Origin of the sequence: Candidatus Sphingomonas colombiensis, from assembly GCA_029202845.1 — a bacterium.
In the GTDB taxonomy this organism is placed as follows: Bacteria; Pseudomonadota; Alphaproteobacteria; order Sphingomonadales; family Sphingomonadaceae; genus Sphingomonas; species Sphingomonas colombiensis.
In genome coordinates this window covers 1,966,181-1,984,119 of the sequence record CP119315.1, presented here as the reverse complement: position 1 = coordinate 1,984,119, position 17,939 = coordinate 1,966,181, and the positions used below count along the sequence as shown (strand labels likewise).

Below are 17,939 nucleotides of genomic sequence, written 5' to 3'. Positions count from 1 at the left end.
GATCGGGCCGGATCAGCCGAGCGTGCGGCCGATCATCACCTGCGGCGTGATGTCCGTGAAATTGGCGATATCCGCCTGAAGCTCGCCACGGCGTGGGCTGGCCATCGCGGCGCCGAACGCTTCCTGCGACCCGAAATGGAATTGCGCGATCAGCGCGAACGGCGGGGGGGCATCGCCCATCGGCAAGCCTTCGACCAGCTCGACCCGATCCGGGCTCCAGATTTCCGCCGCCAGCTTTGCGTGGTGATCGCGATAATAAGCGCTGTCGAAACGCGCGCCCTGGTGATTGGGGTAGATAACCGAAACGATCATTCAATGCTCTCCATTCAGGCAAAAAGAAGGGCGCCGCCAATCGAAGCGACGCCCCCAGGGGAGGATGGTTCAGGCGGGCTCGCCGACGATCGTCTTCACTTCCATGAAGTCGGTGAGGCCGTATTTGCCGCCCTCGCGCCCGTTGCCTGATTGCTTGTAACCGCCGAACGCGGTGCCCGGCGTCGGCCCCCATGAGTTGATCGTCACCAGACCGGCGCGGAGCTTGCCGGCTACCTTGGCCGCCTCGGCCGGATCGCCGGAAATGGTGGCGGACAGGCCGTATTCGGTGTCGTTGGCCATCTCCACCGCCTGATCGCGATCGTTATAGGTGGTGATCGTCGCGACGGGACCGAACGTCTCCTCGCGATAGATGCGCATTTCCGGCGTCACGTCCGCCAGCACCGTCGGCTTGACGAAATAGCCGGCGTTGCGCCCGTCGGGCCGCCCGGTGCCGCCGGTGACGAGCCGTGCGCCCTCATCGAGCGCGGACTGGATCAGCGCCTGAATCTTCTCGAACTGCGCCTTGTTGACGACCGGGCCGATATGCGCGCCCTGATCCTCAGGATTGCCGACCTGCGTCGCGTCCATCATCGCCTTCACCACCTCGGTCGCGGCGTCGGCCTGGCTCTTGTGGACGAGCAGGCGGGTCGGCGCGATGCAGCTTTGCCCGGTGTTGGCGATCACGCCGGCGAGCGTCGGCGGGAGCACCTCCTCCAGCTTCGCGCCTTCGAGCACGAGGTTCGGCGCCTTGCCGCCCAGTTCCTGATGGACGCGCTTCACCGTCGCGGCGGCGGCGGTGGCGACGGCCACGCCCGCGCGGGTCGATCCGGTGAAGCTCACCATGTCGACGCCCTTGTGGGAAGACAGCGCCGCGCCGACGCCCGGCCCGTCGCCGTTGACGAGATTGAACACGCCCGCCGGCACGCCCGCTTCATGCAGGATCCCGGCGAAGATCATCGCGTTGGTCGGCGCTTCCTCCGAGGGCTTCAGGATCATGGTATTGCCGGCGGCGAGCGCGGGGGCGACCTTCGCGCAAATCTGGTTGAGCGGCCAGTTCCACGGCGTGATCATCGCGACGACGCCAACCGGCTCATGCACCACGCGCGATCCGCCGACCTGTTCGGAGAACTGGAATTCGCGCAGCGCGGCGAGCGTACCGATGAAATGGCCGAGCCCGGCGGGCGCCTGCGCCATATTGGCGAAGGAGATCGGCGCGCCCATCTCGCGGCTGGTGGCGGCGGCGAGATCGGGGATGCGCGCCTTGTAGCCGGCGATGATCTTCTCGAGGATCGCAGCACGTTCCTCCACGCTGGTCTGCGACCAGGTGGTGAACGCCTTGCGCGCGGCGGCGACCGCCTTGTCCGCATCGGCGGCGGTGCCAAGCGTGATTTCGGTGCAGGGCTGTTCGGTCGACGGATCGATCACCTGATGGCGTTTGCCGCCATCGCTCTCCACCCATGCACCGTCGATATAGTGTTTCAGGTAGCTTTCCATGACAAGACTCTCCGCTGGCGTTTTTGGGGTTTGGGTATGGTCATGCGACCTTGCGGATTAGGTTGCAACAGGAAACGCGACGGCCGCAAACCGTGCCGCGACGGGACGTGCGGCGCATTAACCGCGAAAGCCTCTTTCCTCTTGTGGCACACCGCGCCCAAGAAAGATCGGTACGACGAAAGGAACCTTCGCGATGCGCCGTCTGGCCATTCTTGCCGCCCTTCCGCTCGCCGCGCCGGCGGCGAGCGCGCCGGCCCCCGCCCCCTTCACGATTGTCGAATCCGGCGAGGGATTCGCGCATCTGCAGGATGCGCTGATGGCGCGGCGCGGGCAGGATTTCACCGTGCTGATCGCGCCCGGCGTCTATCGCGAATGCGCCATCCAGCAGGCGGGCCGCGTCACGTTCAAGGCAGCCGAGCCGGGCAAGGCGATCTTCGAGGGCGCATGCGAGGGCAAGGCGGCGCTGGTGCTGCGCGGCAAGGCATCGACGGTCGACGGCCTCGTCTTTCGCAACATTCGCGTGCCCGATGGCAATGGCGCCGGCATCCGCATCGAGATCGGCGACCTGACGGTGCGCAACGCGACATTCCTCGACAGCCAGGAGGGCATTCTCGGCGCGACCGGCGACGCGACGCGCATCCTGATCGACCATTCGACCTTTTCCGGCCTCGGCCAGTGCGACGAAACGCCGGATTGCGCGCATTCGGTCTATCTCGCCAATAGCGGGGAGATCATTGTCACCAATTCGCGATTCGAGCGCGGGCGCGGCGGGCACTACGTCAAGCTGCGAGCACCGCGCGTGCGGATCGACGACAACAGCTTCGACGACAGCGCCGGCCGCAAGACCAATTACGCGATCGACCTGCCCGAAGGCGGCACCGGGGAAATCCTGCGCAACACCTTCGTTCAGGGCCCGAACAAGGAGAATTGGACCGGCTTCGTCGTCGTTTCGGCCGAGGCGCGCAAATATTCCGCCGCCGGGCTGCGGGTGGACGGCAATGTCGCCACTCTCGCGCCGGGGCAGAGCAAAAGCCCGGCATTCGTCGCCAACGTCAGCGGCGAGCGGCTGGCGCTGGGCACCAACCGGCTCGGGCCGGGGGTGCGCGCTTATGAGGATCGCCGGCCGTGAGTTGGCCACGGGCCTAAGCCGTCGCCATCGTGCGTTCGCGGATCATGTCGGCGGCCTTTTCCGCGATCATGATCGTCGGCGCATTGGTGTTCGATCCCACCAAAGTGGGCATGACCGAAGCATCGACGACGCGCAGCCCATCCAGCCCGCGCACCTTGAGCCGCGCATCCACCACCGCCATGCGATCCCCGTCCGCGCCCATCTTGCAGGTGCCGACCGGGTGATAGATCGTCTCCGCTGTGCGGCGCACCCACGCATCGATCTCCGCATCGGTCCGCACGTCCGCGCCGGGCGACAGTTCGTTGTCGCGATACGGATCGAGCGCCGCCTGCGCCGCCACGTCACGCCCGATCTTCACGCATTCGCGCATCACGCGAACATCCTCCTGCTGGCTCAGGTAATTGGCGAAGATCAGCGGATCGGCCAGCGGATCGGCTGACGCGATCGTCACGCGGCCACGGCTTTCGGGGCGAAGCTGGCACAGATGGAACGAGAAGCCGTCCTGCTTCACCTGCACCTTGCCGTGATCCTTCATGATCGCGAGCACGGCATGAATCTGTACATCGGGCCTGACCAGGCCGGGGCGCGAACAGACGAAGGCACCGGATTCGAGGAATTGCTGCCGGCCATAGCCACTGCCACGGAGCATATACTCGAGCCCGACCTTGAGCTGCCGCAGGCCTTTCGTCGCGGAATATGCGGTCGTCAGCCCGTGGCAACGCCAGTGCATGATGATATCGAGATGGTCCTGCAGATTCTCGCCCACGCCGGGCAGATCATGGACCGCGCGGACCCCCGCATCCTTCAGCCGCGCCGGATCGCCGATGCCGGAAAGCTGGAGGATCTGCGGGCTCTGCACCGCGCCGGCGCAAAGCAACGCCTCGCCCACCACCTCGACCCGCGCGGGCTTGTTGCCGACGAGATACTCAACCGCGACGGCACGCCCGCCCTCCACCACGATCCGCGTGGTGCGCGCGCCGGTGATGACGGTGAGGTTCGGCCGCGCCTGCACCGGATGCAGATAGGCGGCGGCGGTCGACCAGCGCTGCCCGTTGGCGATGGTCAGGTCGTACCGGCCAAAGCCCTCCATCACCGCGCCATTGAAATCGGTGGTGATCGGATAGCCCGCCTGCTCCCCGGCGGCGATCAGCGCATCGTGGAACGGGCTGTCGTTCTCGCCAGCGGAAACGGTCAGCGGCCCGTTCGCGCCGTGCAGCCCGCCACTCTCGCCGCGATGATGGCCTTCGAGCCGGCGGAAATAGGGCAGCACATCATCCCACGACCAGCCGGCAACCCCGGTCTGGCGCCATTCGTCATAATCCTGCGGGTGGCCGCGCATATAGACCATGCCGTTGATCGCGGACGATCCGCCCAGTCCCTTGCCGCGCGGCCACCACAAACGGCGATTGTCGAGGTACGGCTCCGGCTCGGTCCAGAAGCCCCAATTATGCTTGTTCTTGGATTTGATCAGGCTGCCGACGCCGGCCGGCATCCGCACCAGCATATCCTTGTTGGCGCCCCCGGCCTCCAGCAAACAGACGGTGGCGGCGGGGTCTTCGGACAGCCGCGCCGCGAGCGTGCAACCGGCCGAACCTCCGCCGATGACGACAAAATCATAGCCTGCCACCTGATCTCTCCTGCTTCTTATGTTGTCATTTTTTATGGCGCGATGACGAGCTTCCCCACCATTTTGCTGTCACGCATCGCCTCAAACGCCGCGCGCCAATCGGCGAGCGGATATTCGGCGTGGACGCGCGGACGGATGCGCCCCTCCTCCGCCAGCCGCCAGATCGCGTCGAGATTCTCGCGGCCCTTCTCCGGGAACTGCCGCCCATATTCCCCGGCGCGGACGCCGACGACCGAGAAGCCCTTGATCAGCGGCATGTTGGTGGAAACGGTCGCGATCCGGCCGGAGGTGAAGCCCACCACCAGCAGGCGCCCGCCGAATGCGATGCAGCGGGTCGATTCATCGAACACATCGCCGCCGACCGGATCGTAGATCAGATCCGCGCCGCCGCCGGTGATTTCCTTCACCGTCTCGCGAAAGCCCGGTGCGGGAACGGTTGCCTCAGGCGCATATTCGGCCGCGACCAGCGCCAGCTTCTCCGCCGAACGGGATGAGGCGATCACCCGGCAGCCGAGCGCATGCGCGAGATCGACCGCCGCCAGCCCGACCCCGCCGGTCGCGCCATGGATCAGCGCCCATTCGCCCGCCTGCGCCATCCCCAGCCGGACGAGCGCGACATAAGCGGTGAGATAGGCCGTGCCGACGCTCGCCGCCTCGCCGAACGACAGATGCGCGGGCTTGCGCCGCACGCTGCCGGCATCGACCGCGACGATCTCCGCGAACCCGCCGAGCCGCGCGCCGCACACCACCGCTTCGCCCGGCGTGAAGCCCTCGCCCGCGATCACTTCCCCCGCCACTTCCATGCCGGGCGTGAAGGGCAGCGGCGGCTTGAGCTGATATTCGCCGCGCGTCATCAGCAGATCGGGATAGTTGAGCGAGGCCGCCTTGACCCGCACCAGCACCTTGCCCGGCGCGAGCACCGGATCCGGCACATCGGCCAGCGCCGTGCCGGACAGATCCGGCGACAGCGTAGAGACGACCAGCGCCCTCATCGGTGGGCGGGACGCGCGACCATGATGTCGAGCAGCGAATCGAACAACGTATTCATGTCGAGCTGCGGCGCATGGATCTTGCTCAGCCCAAGCGTGATGAGGCCATAAGCACGGATTTCCGCCTCATGCCGGGTGAAACCCGCCGGCGTGAGATTGCGCGCGAGAAAATCGAGCAGCAGCGCATCATGCCGCTCGACCGACTCTCGCGCCCGGTCATCGCTTTCCGCCCAGGCGCGCATCGCGATCGCCAGCCGGGAGGAACCGCGCCGGCGAACCGTTTGCCCCAGCAACCGGATGCGGGAGATCGGATCGGGGGTGGCACGCTCCAGCGCATCGAGCAGATCGCTCACCTGCGTTTCGGAGAAATACCGCGCAAGCTGCCCCTGATAGTCGTCGAAATCTTTGAAATGATGATAAAAACTTCCCGTGGAGACACGCAGCTCATCCGCCAGCGGACGCAGCTTGAGCGCGCGCAACCCGCCGCGCCGCAACAGGGATTGCCCCGCTTCGAGCCAGTCGCGCGGTGTGAGGTCCGGCGACCGCGATGTAGTCTGAATTGCTGGCGGCACGCTTGACATCCCCTCTACCATAACGAAGGTTATGCCGGAAACCGGCGTCGGTAAAGAGCCGACTCCGCCACCCGCTCTGGAGAGATTTCGAGATGCCTGACGCCTATATCATCGACGCCGTCCGCACCCCGCGTGGGATCGGCAAGCAAGGGAAAGGCGCGCTCGCCGAGATGCACCCGCAGCATCTCGCCGCGACGGTGCTGAAGGCGATCAAGGATCGCAACAACCTCGACACCGCCGAGGTGGACGATATCATCTGGTCGACCTCCACCCAGCGCGGCAAGCAGGGCGGCGACATGGGCCGCATGGCGGCGCTCGACGCCGGCTTCGACGTGAAGGCATCGGGCACCACGCTCGATCGCTTCTGCGGCGGCGGCATCACCGCGGTGAACTTCGCGGCGGCGCAGATCATGTCCGGCATGGAAGATCTCGTCATCGCCGGCGGCACCGAGATGATGAGCCTCACCGCCGCGATGGCGCAGGAAGATATGGAATCGGGCAAGCCGATGCTCGGCATGGGCTCGGGCAACCCGCGCCTCAACCTGTCGCATCCGCAGAGCCACCAGGGCATTTGCGGCGACGCCATCGCCAGCATGGAAGGCATCGACCGCGAGGCGCTCGACGCGCTCGGCCTCGAAAGCCAGCGCAAGGCGGCGGTGGCGATCGCTGAGGGCCGGTTCGACAAGTCGATCGTCCCCGTCGTCGACGATGCGGGCAATGTCGTGCTGGCAAAGGACGAATACCCCCGCCCGCAGACCACCGCGGAAGGGCTCGCGAGCCTGAAGCCGTCGTTCGGCGCGATGGCCGACATGCCCTATAACAATCAGGGCGACACGTTCCGCAAGCAGATCAACCGCAAATATCCCGATCTGAAGATCGAGCATTTCCACCATGCCGGCAATTCGTCCGGCGTGGTCGACGGCGCGGCCGCCGTGCTGCTCGCGTCCAAGGCCTATGCCGAAAAACACGGCCTGAAGCCGCGTGCGCGGATCGTGGCGATGGCGAACATCGGCGACGATCCCACGCTGATGCTCAACGCGCCGGTGCCCGCGGCGAAGAAGGTGCTCGCCAAGGCCGGTCTCACCAAGGACGATATCGACCTGTGGGAGATCAACGAGGCGTTCGCCGTGGTGGCGGAAAAGTTCATCCGTGATCTCGATCTCGATCGCAGCAAGGTGAACGTCAACGGCGGCTCGATCGCGCTCGGCCATCCGATCGGCGCGACCGGCGCGATCCTGATCGGCACCGTGGTCGACGAACTGGAGCGGCAGAACAAGCGCTACGGCCTCGTCACCATGTGCGCCGCGGGCGGCATGGCCCCGGCGATCATCGTGGAGCGCGTCGAGGGGTAATGACATGATGGCGTGAGCGGCGCGCAAAGACGCCGCCACGCCCCCATATGGAGAGAGTGATAATGCAGCATCCGGTCGCTCATGCCCGGGCGACGCCCGACAAGGCCGCTTATATCATGGCCGCAACGGGCGAAGTGGTCACTTATGCCGAACTCGATCGCCGTGCCGATCAGGGTGCGCAACTGATCCGCTCGCTCGGCCTGAAGCGCGGCGACGCCATCGCGGTGATGATGGACAATAACGCCCGCTATCTGGAGATCATGTGGGCGGCGGAGCGGACCGGGGTGTATGTCACCTGCCTCTCGTCGAAGCTGATGGTCGACGAGGTGGAATATATCCTGCGCGATGGTGATTGCCGCGCGGTGATCGTCTCCCGCGCGACCGGCGAATGCGCGGCGGCGCTGCTGCCCCGCATCGGCGACATGCGGCGCTTCATGGTCGGCGGCACGGCCGAAGGTTATGAAAGCTATGAGGCGGCGCGCGACGCGCAGCCGGCCGAGCCGATCGCAGACCCCTCGCCGGGGCAGATCATGCTCTATTCGTCGGGCACCACCGGCAAGCCGAAGGGCGTTCGTTTCGCGCTGCCGGAGGAGCCGTTCGGGATGAACCCGTCGCCGCTCGTCGGGCTGGGGCAATTGCTGTACGGCTGGACGCCCGATATCGTCTATCTGTCCCCGGCGCCGCTCTATCACGCCGCGCCGCTGCGCTGGTCGATGGCGGTGAACCAGATCGGCGGCACGGTGATCATCATGGATCGCTTCGACGCCGAAAAGGCACTGGAATATATCGAGAAACATGCGGTCACCCACGCGCAATGGGTGCCGACGCACTTCATCCGTATGCTCAAGCTGCCAACGGATGTCCGCGCGAAATACGATATGTCGTCGCTGAAAGGCGTCTGGCACGCCGCCGCGCCCTGCCCGGTGCCGGTGAAACAGGCGATGATCGACTGGTGGGGCCCGATCGTCGGCGAATATTATGCCGGAACCGAAGGCAACGGCTTCCACGCGATCGGCGCGCAAGAATGGCTGACGCACAAAGGCTCGGTCGGGCGCAACCTGACCACCATCACGCATATCTGCGACGATGAAGGGAATGAGGTGCCCGCGCGCACCGAGGGCGCGATCTTTTTCGAAAGCCCGACCGGGGAGCGGACCTTTTCCTATCACAATGATGCGGAGAAGACCGCCGATTCAACCGACCGGCACGGCTGGACCACGCTGGGCGACGTGGGCTGGATGGATGAGGAAGGGTATCTCTACCTCACCGATCGCAAGAGCTTCATGATCATATCCGGCGGGGTGAACATCTATCCGGCCGAGATCGAAAACCTGCTCGTCACCCATCCCAAGGTGGCGGACGTGGCGGTGATCGGCGCGCCGCATGAGGAGATGGGCGAAGAGGTCGTCGCCGTGGTCCAGCCGCGCGACATGGCCGAAGCGGGCGATACGCTGGCGGCCGAGCTGACCGAATTCGTCCGCGCCCACCTCAGCCACGTCAAGACGCCGCGCCGCATCGACTTCCGCGCCGAACTGCCGCGCCACGATACCGGCAAGCTCTACAAACGGCTGCTGCGCGACGAATATTGGGGCAAGAAGCCGCTGGTGGAGGGGGCCGCCGCGTGAGCTTCAATTTCGGGGATCTTATCGAGGCGATCGAGCGGAAGATTCCCGCCGACCGCGTGGCGCTGGCGCATGGCGACGAAGTGGTCGACTGGGGCGAGCTTCGCCGCCGCTCGAACAATCTGGCGCGCGCGTTGATCGAGCGCGGGCTGCAACCCGGCGAGCGCGTCGCTTTCTACGCCTATAACAGCGCCGACTACATGGTCGCGCTGATGGCGTGCTGGAAGGCGCGCGGCACCCACGTCAACGTCAATTACCGTTATGTCGCGGACGAGCTGGCCTATATCCTCGCCGACAGCGACGCGACCGTGCTGTTCTATGACGCGCGGCTGCGCGACGCGGTGGCGGCGGTGGTCGATCGCTCGCCGCTGGTCAGGACATGGGTGGAATGGGATGAGGCGCCGGGCGACGCCCCCGCCTTCGCCGAGCGGCTTGAGGCACTCGACGTCGGCGATGGCGCGCCGCTCGATATCGCGCGCGATCCGGCCGACCGCTTCTTCATCTACACCGGCGGCACCACGGGTATGCCGAAGGGCGTGGTGTGGACCCATGCCGATCTCAACGCGATCGGCATCGCGGTCGCGGCGGCGCAGGGGCTGCCGGTCCCCGTCGATGTGGAACAGGCGGCGATGTTCGCCGCAGCCAACCCGGATTATCCGAAAACCGTCGTCGGGCCGCCGATCATGCACGGCACCGGGCTGCTGTCCGCTTATGGCGCGATGCTCGGCGGCGGACTTGTCGTGACGCTGCCGAGCCGCAGCTTCCGCGCCGAAGAGGCGCTCGACGCGATCGACCGCTGGCAGGCGAACCGGCTGGTGGTGGTCGGCGACGCCTTCGCCCGGCCGATCGTCGATGCGCTGGATGAAGAACCGGCGCGGTGGAACGTGGCGTCGATGCGGGTCATCATCTCATCGGGCGTGATGTGGACGCAAGGCGTGAAGGACCGCCTGATCCACCATATGCCGGATGCGATGTGCCAGGATAATTTCAGCTCATCGGAAGCGATCGGCATGGGCGTGTCGATCACCACGCGCGATGGCACGGTGGAAACCGCGAAGTTCATGGTCGGCCCGCGCTGCCGCGTGCTCGACGAGCATGATCGCGATGTCGTGCCCGGATCGGGCGCGCGCGGGATCGTCGCGCTCGGGCCACCCAATCCGGTGGAATATCACAAGGACACAGAGAAGACCGCGCGCACGTTCCGCACGATCGATGACGTGCGCTATTCGATCCCCGGCGATTATGCGGAAGTGTTGGCGGACGGCACTCTGGTGCTGCTCGGGCGTGGCTCCGCGTGCATCAATTCGGCCGGCGAAAAAATCTTCCCCGAGGAAGTGGAAGAGGCGCTGAAGCTCTGCCCCGGCGTGGCGGATGCGCTGGTGTTCGCCATCCCCGATCCGAAATGGGGACAGGCGGTAGCCGCGGTGGTGCAGGCGGCGGACGGCTATGTCGAGGGCGCGGCGCGCGATCACCTGCGCACCCGGGTTGCAGGCTACAAGCTGCCCAAATTGCTCGTAGCGACCGATCAATCGCTGCGCGCGCCGAACGGCAAAGCGGATTACGCCAAGGCGAAGGGGCTCGCCGGCGTGGCGTGAGGGCGGTGAGGAGGCGTTCCGCCTCTTCCCCCCATTAAACCAGGGTCGCCCTGAAAACGTCCGCCGTTTGGTAGATGCCGGCGAACGGCGAAGCGCGCCCGCCTCCCCCGGCCGCTTAGCGCATCGCGCTATCGCATCGGGGGAGCGGCGGCGGTTCAGCCGTCGCTGGCGCGCTCGATATCCGCGCCGACCGCGCTCAATTTCTCTTCCAGCCGCTCGTAACCGCGATCGAGGTGATAGACGCGGCTGACCGCCGTTTCGCCCTCGGCCGCGAGCCCGGCCAGGATCAGGCTCATCGACGCGCGCAGGTCGGTCGCCATCACGGGCGCGCCGACCATGCGATCGACGCCGCGCACCACCGCGGTGCGGCCACGCACCTGAATATCCGCGCCCATCCGCGCGAGTTCGGGAACGTGCATGTAGCGGTTTTCGAAGATCGTCTCGGTCAGCACGCTGGCGCCGTCGGCCTTGCACAGCATCGCCATGAACTGCGCCTGCATGTCGGTGGCGAAGCCGGGGAAGGGCGCGGTGGAGAGCGTCAGCGGACCAAGCGGCCCATCGGCGGAAACGCGCACCGAGCGCTTGCCTGCGACCACCTTCACACCGGCATCGCGCAGCGCGTCCAGCGTCGCGCCCATATCGTCGGCATCGACATTGGTAAGTTCGATATCGCCGCCGGTGATCGCCGCCGCGCAGGCGTAGCTGCCCGCCTCGATCCGGTCGGGCATTACGGCATAGGTCGCGCCGTGGAGACGGTCGACGCCTTCGATCTCCAGCGTTTCGGTGCCGATACCCTCGATCTGCGCGCCCATCGCGACGAGGCAGCGGCACAGATCGACGATCTCCGGCTCGCGCGCGGCATTGTCGATCCGGCTGGTGCCGCGCGCCGTGACGGCGGCCATCAGCGACATTCTCGGTCGCGCCGACCGAAACGATCGGGAAGGCATAGCGGCCGCCCGAAAGGCGCCCGCCGGGCGCGCGCGCGGTGACATAGCCCGCGGACATTTCCAGATCTGCGCCTATCGCCTCCAGCGCCTTCAGGTGCAGGTCGATCGGGCGGTTGCCGATCGCGCAGCCGCCGGGCAGCGACACGCGCGCCTCGCCCGCGCGCGCCAGGATCGGACCGAGCACGAGGATCGACGCGCGCATCTTGCGCACGATGTCATAGGGCGCCTCGGTCGAGGTGAGCTTGCCGGTGCGGATCGTCATCACGCGGCCGAAATCTTCCGGGCGCGATCCCTCGATCGCGGTCGATGCGCCCAATTGGTTTAGCAGATGGCCGAAGCTGTCGACGTCGGCGAGTCGCGGCAGGTTGCGCAGCGTCAGCGGCTCGTCGGTGAGCAGCGCGCAGGGCAGCAGCGTCAGCGCGGCATTCTTCGCGCCGGAAATCGGCAGGGTGCCGGAAAGGCGATTGCCGCCACGGATGAGGATACGGTCCATGCGTTCGCGCATATCGAACCACGGGCACGTCGCCAAGCGGCGCGAATGTTCTTCTACTTACGAGCCGGATAAGGCCGGTTCAGCGCCCGGCTACGCCTTTTCCAGCGTGCATTGCAGCGGGTGCTGGTTCTGGCGGGCGAAGTCGATCACCTGCCCCACCTTGGTTTCCGCCACTTCATAGCTGAACACGCCGCACACGCCGACGCCGCGCTGGTGGACGTGGAGCATCACCCGCGTCGCCTCCTCCACGTTCATGCGGAAGAAGCGCTGGAGGCACAGGACGACGAATTCCATCGGCGTGTAATCGTCGTTGAGCATCAGCACGCGATAGGGCGTCGGCTGCTTGGTACGGGTCCGCGCGCGGGTAGCTACGCCGATACCGGTCCCGCCGTCGGAATCGTCGTCGCGGCGCTCGGCCATCAGGATCGGCTGGATAGGTTTGAAGGCTGGCGCTGCATGGTTGCGTCGCAAAATATGGCATCGCCGAGCGCGCAAGGGCAAGGGCGCGCGCGTGTCATTAACGACGAAAAAGGGGGCGCCGCCGCGTTAACGCAGCCACCCCCTTCTTCCTTTTCGCCCCGTGCGGGGCGAGGCCCCGGATTACGCGGCGACCTTGATCTTCTCGGCGGCGAGCGCAACGCGGTTCGAGATCGGCTGGGCGATCTCACCGGCGAGCTTCAGCGCCGCCTCGGTCGAACGCGACGCTTCGGCGACGAAGGCATCGAACGACGCGCGGGCATAGTCGCTCTGCAGCTTGAACAGCTCGGTCGGCGACTTGACGGTCGACATCGCCTTGAAGGCTCTCGGTCGCCTTCTCGTAGGAGGTCTTGGCGTAGGCCGCGGCGTCCTGGCCGATCTTCTCGGCGGCCTTGGCGGCGAGCTTCGACGATTCGACGATCGCTTCGAGGTTGCCCTTGTGGAAGGCGTTGGCGTCTTCGAGGGCCTTGACGCCCTTTTCGAGCGCGCCCTTGGCGCGCTCGTTGGCCTCGGCGAAATAGGCCTGGGTCTTTTCGGTCACGTTCTTGATCGGGTCGGACCATCTTGATCGGTTCCTTTGCAGCGATGGTCGCCGGCCGGGCGGGCGGGCGGGTAGGCGCGGGTAGGGCCGTAGCGGCCTTGGCCCGGGGTGCCGGCTTCTTGGCGACCGGCTTGACGACCGCGCGGGGGGCCGCCGGCGTCGATGTTCGCGGTGGTGGCGGTAACCGCAACCGTCGCCGGCTTGGCAACGGCGACCGACGCGGCGGCCATGCGGCGCGGCTTTCGGCGCGTCACGTGGCGACCGACCGGCTTGGTCACCAGCGGGGCGGCGACGGGTGCCTTGGCAAGGGCGGGCTAGCAGCCTGCTTCCCTGGCAACGACAGCCGGCGTCGCGACCGGGGCAGCGACCGGAGCGGGCGCGGGCTTGGCAGGCGGCGGAGCGCTAGCGTTGGCGACAGGCTTCAGTTCGGGCTTGGCGGCAGTGTCGGTCATTCCGCAACGACTCCATCTTGCTGCGGTGCAACATACTAGAGTCGGTGCGGCGATTCCGCAAGGCATTATTGTGCAGCGCAACAATAAGGTCGCGCAGCGGCATCGGCCCGGCTGGAATAACTAGCCTTATCTTAGCCTTCACATAGCTCCCGGGCGCGTCCTCGATCGCCGCCAGCTTGCCTGCGCCCGGCACGCGTCGCGTGCTGCGCCGCCACCTCGCCCGCGTCGATCGCATGGAGCCAGTCCAGCCAGTCCGGCCACCAGCTCCCCTTCGTCTCGCTCGCCCCGGCGACGAATTCATCGAGCGTTCCGGACGGGGCCGGATTGGTCCAATATTGGTATTTATGCTGCGGCCGGCGGATTGACCACGCCAGCGATATGCCCCGAACCGGCGAGCACGAATTTCATCGGCCCGGGACAGCATTTGCGTCATCTTCCACACGCTTTCGGCCGGGCGCGATATGATCCTCTCGTCCGGCCTGAATGTAGCTCGGCGTTTTGATCCGGGTGAGATCGAGCGGGGTGCCATCGCGACCGACAGCGCACCCGGCTTCACCAGCAGATTGTCGCGATACAGATCGGTCAGATAGCTGAGAGGTGCCATTTCGCCGGCAGGTTCGTGGTGTCGCCATTCCAGTGCAACAGATCGAACGGCGCATAATCGTTGCCGAGCAGATAATTGTTGGTGACGTAATTCCAGATCAGATCGCGCCCGCGCAGCAGATTGAACGTCGCGGCCATATAGCGCCCGTCGAGGAAGCCCTGCGGCGAAAGCCGGCGGATCAGGGCGAATTGTTCATCATCGACGAAATTGAGCAGATCGCCCGCGCTGGCGAAATCCACCTGCGCGGTGAAGAAGGTCGCGCTCGCCACCTTTTCCGCCTCGTCGCGCGCGGCGAGCAGCGCGAGCGTCGCGGCAAGGGTGGTGCCGGCGACGCAATAGCCGATGGTGTGAACGGCCGGCACGTCGAGCACATCGCGCACCGTGTCGATCGCGTCGATCTGCGCCGCGACATAATCGTCCCACGCGGTGTCGGCGAGCGACGCGTCGGCCGATTTCCATGACACGACGAACACCGTGATGCCCTGATCGACGCACCAGCGGATGAAGCTTTTTTCCGGCGTGAGATCGAGGATGTAGTAACGATTGATCCACGGCGGGAAGATCACCAGCGGGACGCCGAGCACCTTCTCCGTCGTCGGCGTATATTGGATCAGCTCGTACAGCGGCGTGCGCTTCACCACCTTGCCCGGCGTGACGGCGAGATTGCGACCAACCTCGAACGCGTCGCCATCGGTGTGGGTGAGTTGCCCGCGCGCCATGTCCGCCAGCATGTGGCGCAAGCCCTTGAGCAGATTTTCGCCGCCGGTCTCGATCGTCTTTTCGATCACCTCCGGGTTGGTCAGCGCGAAATTGCTCGGGCTCATCGCATCAACGAAGCCCTTGGCGGCGAAGCGCAATTGCTCCTTCTGCGCCGGCTCCATCCCCTCCATCGCATCGACGCTTTTCAGCAGATGATCCGAGATCAGGACGTAGCTTTCGCGAATCCACGCGAACAAGGGATTATCCCGCCACGCCTCCGCCTTGAAGCGTTTGTCGCGGGATTGCGCGGGTGCGTCGGTTTCCTTCGACGTGCCGGCGGGATCGAGGAACCGCTGCCACAGGTTGAGGCTGTCGCGCCAGAAATCGCTCGCGCGTTCCAGCGTCGTCGGATCGTTGAAGCCGGGGATCATCGGCATTCCCGACGCGCCTTCGCCCCCGCCGGGCCGCATCGCCGCCAGCCCCTGTTCGAGCATCATCTGTTGCGCGCGGCCGAGCACCCAGGTCCAGCGTTGCAAATCCGCGAGGGTGGGGGACTGGAACTCGGTCATCATCCTCTCCTTTAAGCAACATCGCTGCGGCGTGGGTGATCCGCTTACAGCGTAGCAATGTTACAGAGATGAGATAGCGGCTTTTTACGGTGACGAAGCACGTGGCACCTGTCGCCCGCGCGCGGGACGCGATATGGTGCGGATGCGAAAGGAGTACCAATGTCCGACGAATTCTACCGCATGAAGCGCTTGCCGCCCTACGTTATCGCCGAGGTCAACGCGATGCGGGCACAGGCGCGAGCGGCGGGAGAGGACATTATCGACCTTGGCATGGGCAACCCCGACCTGCCCCCGCCCCCGCATGTGATCGAGAAATTGTGCGAAGTCGCGCAAAAGCCCGGCGCGCACGGCTATTCCCAGTCGAAGGGCATTCCGGGGCTGCGCCGCGCGCAGGCCAATTATTATGGCCGCCGCTTCGGCGTGGATGTCGATCCAGAAACGGAAGTGGTCGTCACCATGGGATCGAAGGAGGGGCTGGCCAGCCTCGCCACCGCGATCACCGCGCCGGGCGATGTGGTGCTGGCGCCCAACCCATCCTATCCGATCCACACGTTCGGTTTCATCATCGCGGGTGCCACGATCCGCGCGGTGCCCACCACGCCTGACGAGCATTATTTCGAAAGCCTCGATCGCGCGATGGCCTATACCGTGCCGCGCCCGTCGGTGCTGGTGGTCAATTACCCATCGAACCCGACGGCCGAGACGGTCGATCTTGCTTTCTATGAGCGGCTGGTGGCGTGGGCGCGCGAGAATCAGGTGTGGATCCTGTCCGACCTCGCTTATTCGGAGCTGTATTACGACGGCAATCCGACGCCATCGATCCTGCAGGTGAAGGGTGCGAAGGACGTGGCGATCGAGTTCACCTCGCTCTCCAAGACCTATTCGATGGCCGGCTGGCGGATCGGCTTCGCGGTTGGCAATGCAAAGCTGATCGCGGCGATGTCACGGGTGAAATCGTATCTCGATTACGGCGCCTTCACGCCGATTCAGGCGGCGGCCTGCGCAGCGCTCAACGGCCCGCAGGATATCGTCGAGAAAAACCGCCAACTCTATCACAAGCGTCGCGACGTGCTGGTGGAGAGCTTCGGCCGCGCCGGTTGGGAAATCCCCTCCCCGCGCGCATCGATGTTTGCGTGGGCGCCGCTGCCGCCGGCACTGGCGCACTTAGGTAGCCTTGAGTTCTCGAAACAATTGCTGACTCACGCCAAGGTCGCGGTTGCGCCAGGGGTGGGATATGGTGAGAACGGCGAGGGTTACGTGCGCATCGCGATGGTCGAGAACGAGCAACGATTGCGCCAGGCAGCGCGCAACGTGAAGCGTTACCTGCAAATGATGGGCGTCAACACGCCCGCGCGTACCGCTGGGTGAGTGCGCCCGTCGCTGACGGTCACGCAACCAGCCGCCTGCTCGGATAAGCAGGCGGCGGGCCGTGTCGATCGTCTATAACCCATTGTATTCGCTGGCCGGCGTGCTGGTCGGCCTGCTTGTCGGGCTGACCGGTGTCGGCGGCGGATCGCTGATGACACCGCTGCTGGTGCTCGTCTTCGGCTTCCACCCCGTGACGGCGGTGGGGACGGATCTGCTTTACGCATCCGCCACCAAGACAGTCGGCACGTTCGTTCACGGCTGGCGCGGCACGGTCGACTGGCGCGTAGTGCGCCGGCTCGCGACGGGCAGCCTGCCGGCCACGATCGCGACATTGTTCGTGATCGATTATGTCATGCACCGCTCCGGCGATGCGGGGCATCTGCTCACCACCATTCTTGGCGCCGCGCTGTTGCTGACGGCGGTGGCGATCCTGTTTCGCAGGCGGATCGTCGAGCGGCTCGCCCCCCACTTCGTCAAGGTGAACGAAAGCCGGATCGCGTGGCTGACCGTCCTTCTGGGCGGCGTGCTCGGCGTGCTCGTCTCGCTCACTTCGGTCGGCGCGGGCGCGCTCGGGATGACTGCGCTGCTGGTGCTCTATCCGCGGCTGGAAGTGAAACGGCTGGTCGGTTCGGATATCGCGCATGCCGTGCCGCTGACGCTGATCGCAGGGCTTGGGCATCTCTCGCTGGGTGCGGTCGATCTCTCGCTGCTGGTGTCGTTGCTGGCGGGCTCGGTGCCGGGGATCGTCATCGGCAGCCTGGTCGCGACGCGCGTTCCGGATCGTGTGCTGGTCCCGATTTTGGCGGTGACTCTCGCACTGGTGGGCGCGAAGCTGCTGTTCTGAATGCGGGGGATGCGCGGGAGGGGCTGGGCTTGGGTGGGTAGCCGACGTTTAAGCGGCAGGCTCACTCCCGTCACCGAGGTGCAGCTGACCCTCTCGAACGGTGAACCATCGCGCCGCACTATGGCGCCGATCCACCAAGTGCCATTGCGGCTGCCCATCTGTGGTCGAGAAAGACAAGAACCGGATTCCACTGTCCGTCGTGATCGTCACTTCAGGCAAGGCGCCAAATAGCTCGCACCGCGCGATCCGGGCG

14 protein-coding genes and 3 pseudogenes are annotated in these 17,939 nt (G+C 65.8%); 7 read left to right on the top strand and 10 right to left on the bottom strand.

The features are described from left to right. Positions 1–12: 12 nt before the first annotated feature. Positions 13–312, bottom strand: a complete 300-nt coding sequence (locus tag P0Y64_09525; protein WEK41673.1) for an EthD family reductase — start codon at positions 310–312, stop codon at positions 13–15. Positions 313–381: 69 nt separating this feature from the next. Next, a complete protein-coding gene (locus P0Y64_09520) occupies positions 382–1,806 on the bottom strand; it encodes an aldehyde dehydrogenase family protein (protein ID WEK41672.1) in 1,425 nt (474 codons plus the stop codon). Positions 1,807–1,999: 193 nt separating this feature from the next. On the opposite strand from P0Y64_09520, the gene P0Y64_09515 reads away from it, so the two are divergent. Continuing rightward, on the top strand, positions 2,000–2,935 hold the full coding sequence (locus P0Y64_09515; protein WEK41671.1) for a right-handed parallel beta-helix repeat-containing protein: 936 nt from the start codon (positions 2,000–2,002) through the stop codon (positions 2,933–2,935). Between the two features lie 13 nt (positions 2,936–2,948). On the opposite strand, the gene P0Y64_09510 is transcribed toward P0Y64_09515, so the two are convergent. Genes P0Y64_09510 through P0Y64_09500 form a run of 3 tightly spaced genes read right to left on the bottom strand, consistent with a single transcriptional unit; the run spans position 2,949 to position 6,132 of the window. Beyond that, positions 2,949–4,562 carry a choline dehydrogenase gene (locus P0Y64_09510; protein WEK41670.1) on the bottom strand — a complete coding sequence of 538 codons (1,614 nt, stop codon included), beginning with the start codon at positions 4,560–4,562 and terminating at the stop codon, positions 2,949–2,951. A gap of 32 nt (positions 4,563–4,594) precedes the next feature. Then, positions 4,595–5,554: an NADPH:quinone oxidoreductase family protein gene (locus P0Y64_09505; protein ID WEK41669.1), complete on the bottom strand. Its 960-nt coding sequence runs from the start codon at positions 5,552–5,554 to the stop codon at positions 4,595–4,597. Beyond that, positions 5,551–6,132: a TetR/AcrR family transcriptional regulator gene (locus P0Y64_09500; GenBank protein WEK41668.1), complete on the bottom strand. Its 582-nt coding sequence runs from the start codon at positions 6,130–6,132 to the stop codon at positions 5,551–5,553. Before P0Y64_09500 ends, P0Y64_09505 begins: the two co-directional genes overlap by 4 nt. An 83-nt stretch (positions 6,133–6,215) precedes the next feature. Between P0Y64_09500 and P0Y64_09495 the strand changes: the two genes are divergently transcribed. The 3 genes from P0Y64_09495 to P0Y64_09485 all read left to right on the top strand — a co-directional run bounded on the left by P0Y64_09495 (position 6,216) and on the right by P0Y64_09485 (position 10,692). Next, a complete protein-coding gene (locus tag P0Y64_09495) occupies positions 6,216–7,475 on the top strand; it encodes an acetyl-CoA C-acetyltransferase (protein ID WEK41667.1) in 1,260 nt (419 codons plus the stop codon). A 62-nt stretch (positions 7,476–7,537) separates the two neighbouring features. After that, positions 7,538–9,100, top strand: coding sequence for an acyl-CoA synthetase (locus P0Y64_09490; GenBank protein WEK41666.1), 1,563 nt, complete (start codon positions 7,538–7,540; stop codon positions 9,098–9,100). Then, positions 9,097–10,692 (top strand): AMP-binding protein, encoded by a 1,596-nt coding sequence (locus P0Y64_09485; protein WEK41665.1) that lies wholly within the window; start codon positions 9,097–9,099, stop codon positions 10,690–10,692. The genes P0Y64_09490 and P0Y64_09485 overlap by 4 nt, the downstream gene beginning before the upstream one ends. Positions 10,693–10,847: 155 nt before the next feature. On the opposite strand, the pseudogene murA reads toward P0Y64_09485, so the two are convergent. After that, a pseudogene (gene murA / locus P0Y64_09480) lies at positions 10,848–12,081 on the bottom strand (UDP-N-acetylglucosamine 1-carboxyvinyltransferase). Here murA and P0Y64_09475 point away from each other — a divergent pair. Beyond that, entirely contained in the window at positions 11,968–12,204 is a 237-nt protein-coding gene (locus tag P0Y64_09475) for a hypothetical protein (GenBank protein WEK45117.1), read from the top strand. The pseudogene murA and the gene P0Y64_09475 sit on opposite strands and share 114 nt — an antisense overlap. 18 nt (positions 12,205–12,222) lie before the next feature. Here the strand turns inward: P0Y64_09475 and clpS are convergent, their stop codons facing one another. From clpS to phaC, 4 genes and pseudogenes are all read right to left on the bottom strand, one after another. Continuing rightward, on the bottom strand, positions 12,223–12,552 hold the full coding sequence (gene clpS / locus P0Y64_09470; protein ID WEK41664.1) for an ATP-dependent Clp protease adapter ClpS: 330 nt from the start codon (positions 12,550–12,552) through the stop codon (positions 12,223–12,225). A 180-nt stretch (positions 12,553–12,732) separates the two neighbouring features. After that, positions 12,733–12,921: a phasin family protein gene (locus tag P0Y64_09465; GenBank protein WEK41663.1), complete on the bottom strand. Its 189-nt coding sequence runs from the start codon at positions 12,919–12,921 to the stop codon at positions 12,733–12,735. A 73-nt stretch (positions 12,922–12,994) separates the two neighbouring features. After that, positions 12,995–13,150 (bottom strand): annotated as a pseudogene (locus tag P0Y64_09460) (hypothetical protein). A 582-nt stretch (positions 13,151–13,732) separates the two neighbouring features. After that, positions 13,733–15,474 (bottom strand): annotated as a pseudogene (gene phaC / locus P0Y64_09455) (class I poly(R)-hydroxyalkanoic acid synthase). A 159-nt stretch (positions 15,475–15,633) separates the two neighbouring features. Here phaC and P0Y64_09450 point away from each other — a divergent pair. Both P0Y64_09450 and P0Y64_09445 read left to right on the top strand, forming a co-directional pair. Further along, a complete protein-coding gene (locus P0Y64_09450) occupies positions 15,634–16,842 on the top strand; it encodes an LL-diaminopimelate aminotransferase (GenBank protein ID WEK41662.1) in 1,209 nt (402 codons plus the stop codon). Positions 16,843–16,909: 67 nt separating this feature from the next. Continuing rightward, positions 16,910–17,686 (top strand): sulfite exporter TauE/SafE family protein, encoded by a 777-nt coding sequence (locus P0Y64_09445; protein ID WEK45021.1) that lies wholly within the window; start codon positions 16,910–16,912, stop codon positions 17,684–17,686. The last annotated feature ends 253 nt before the right edge of the window (positions 17,687–17,939 follow it).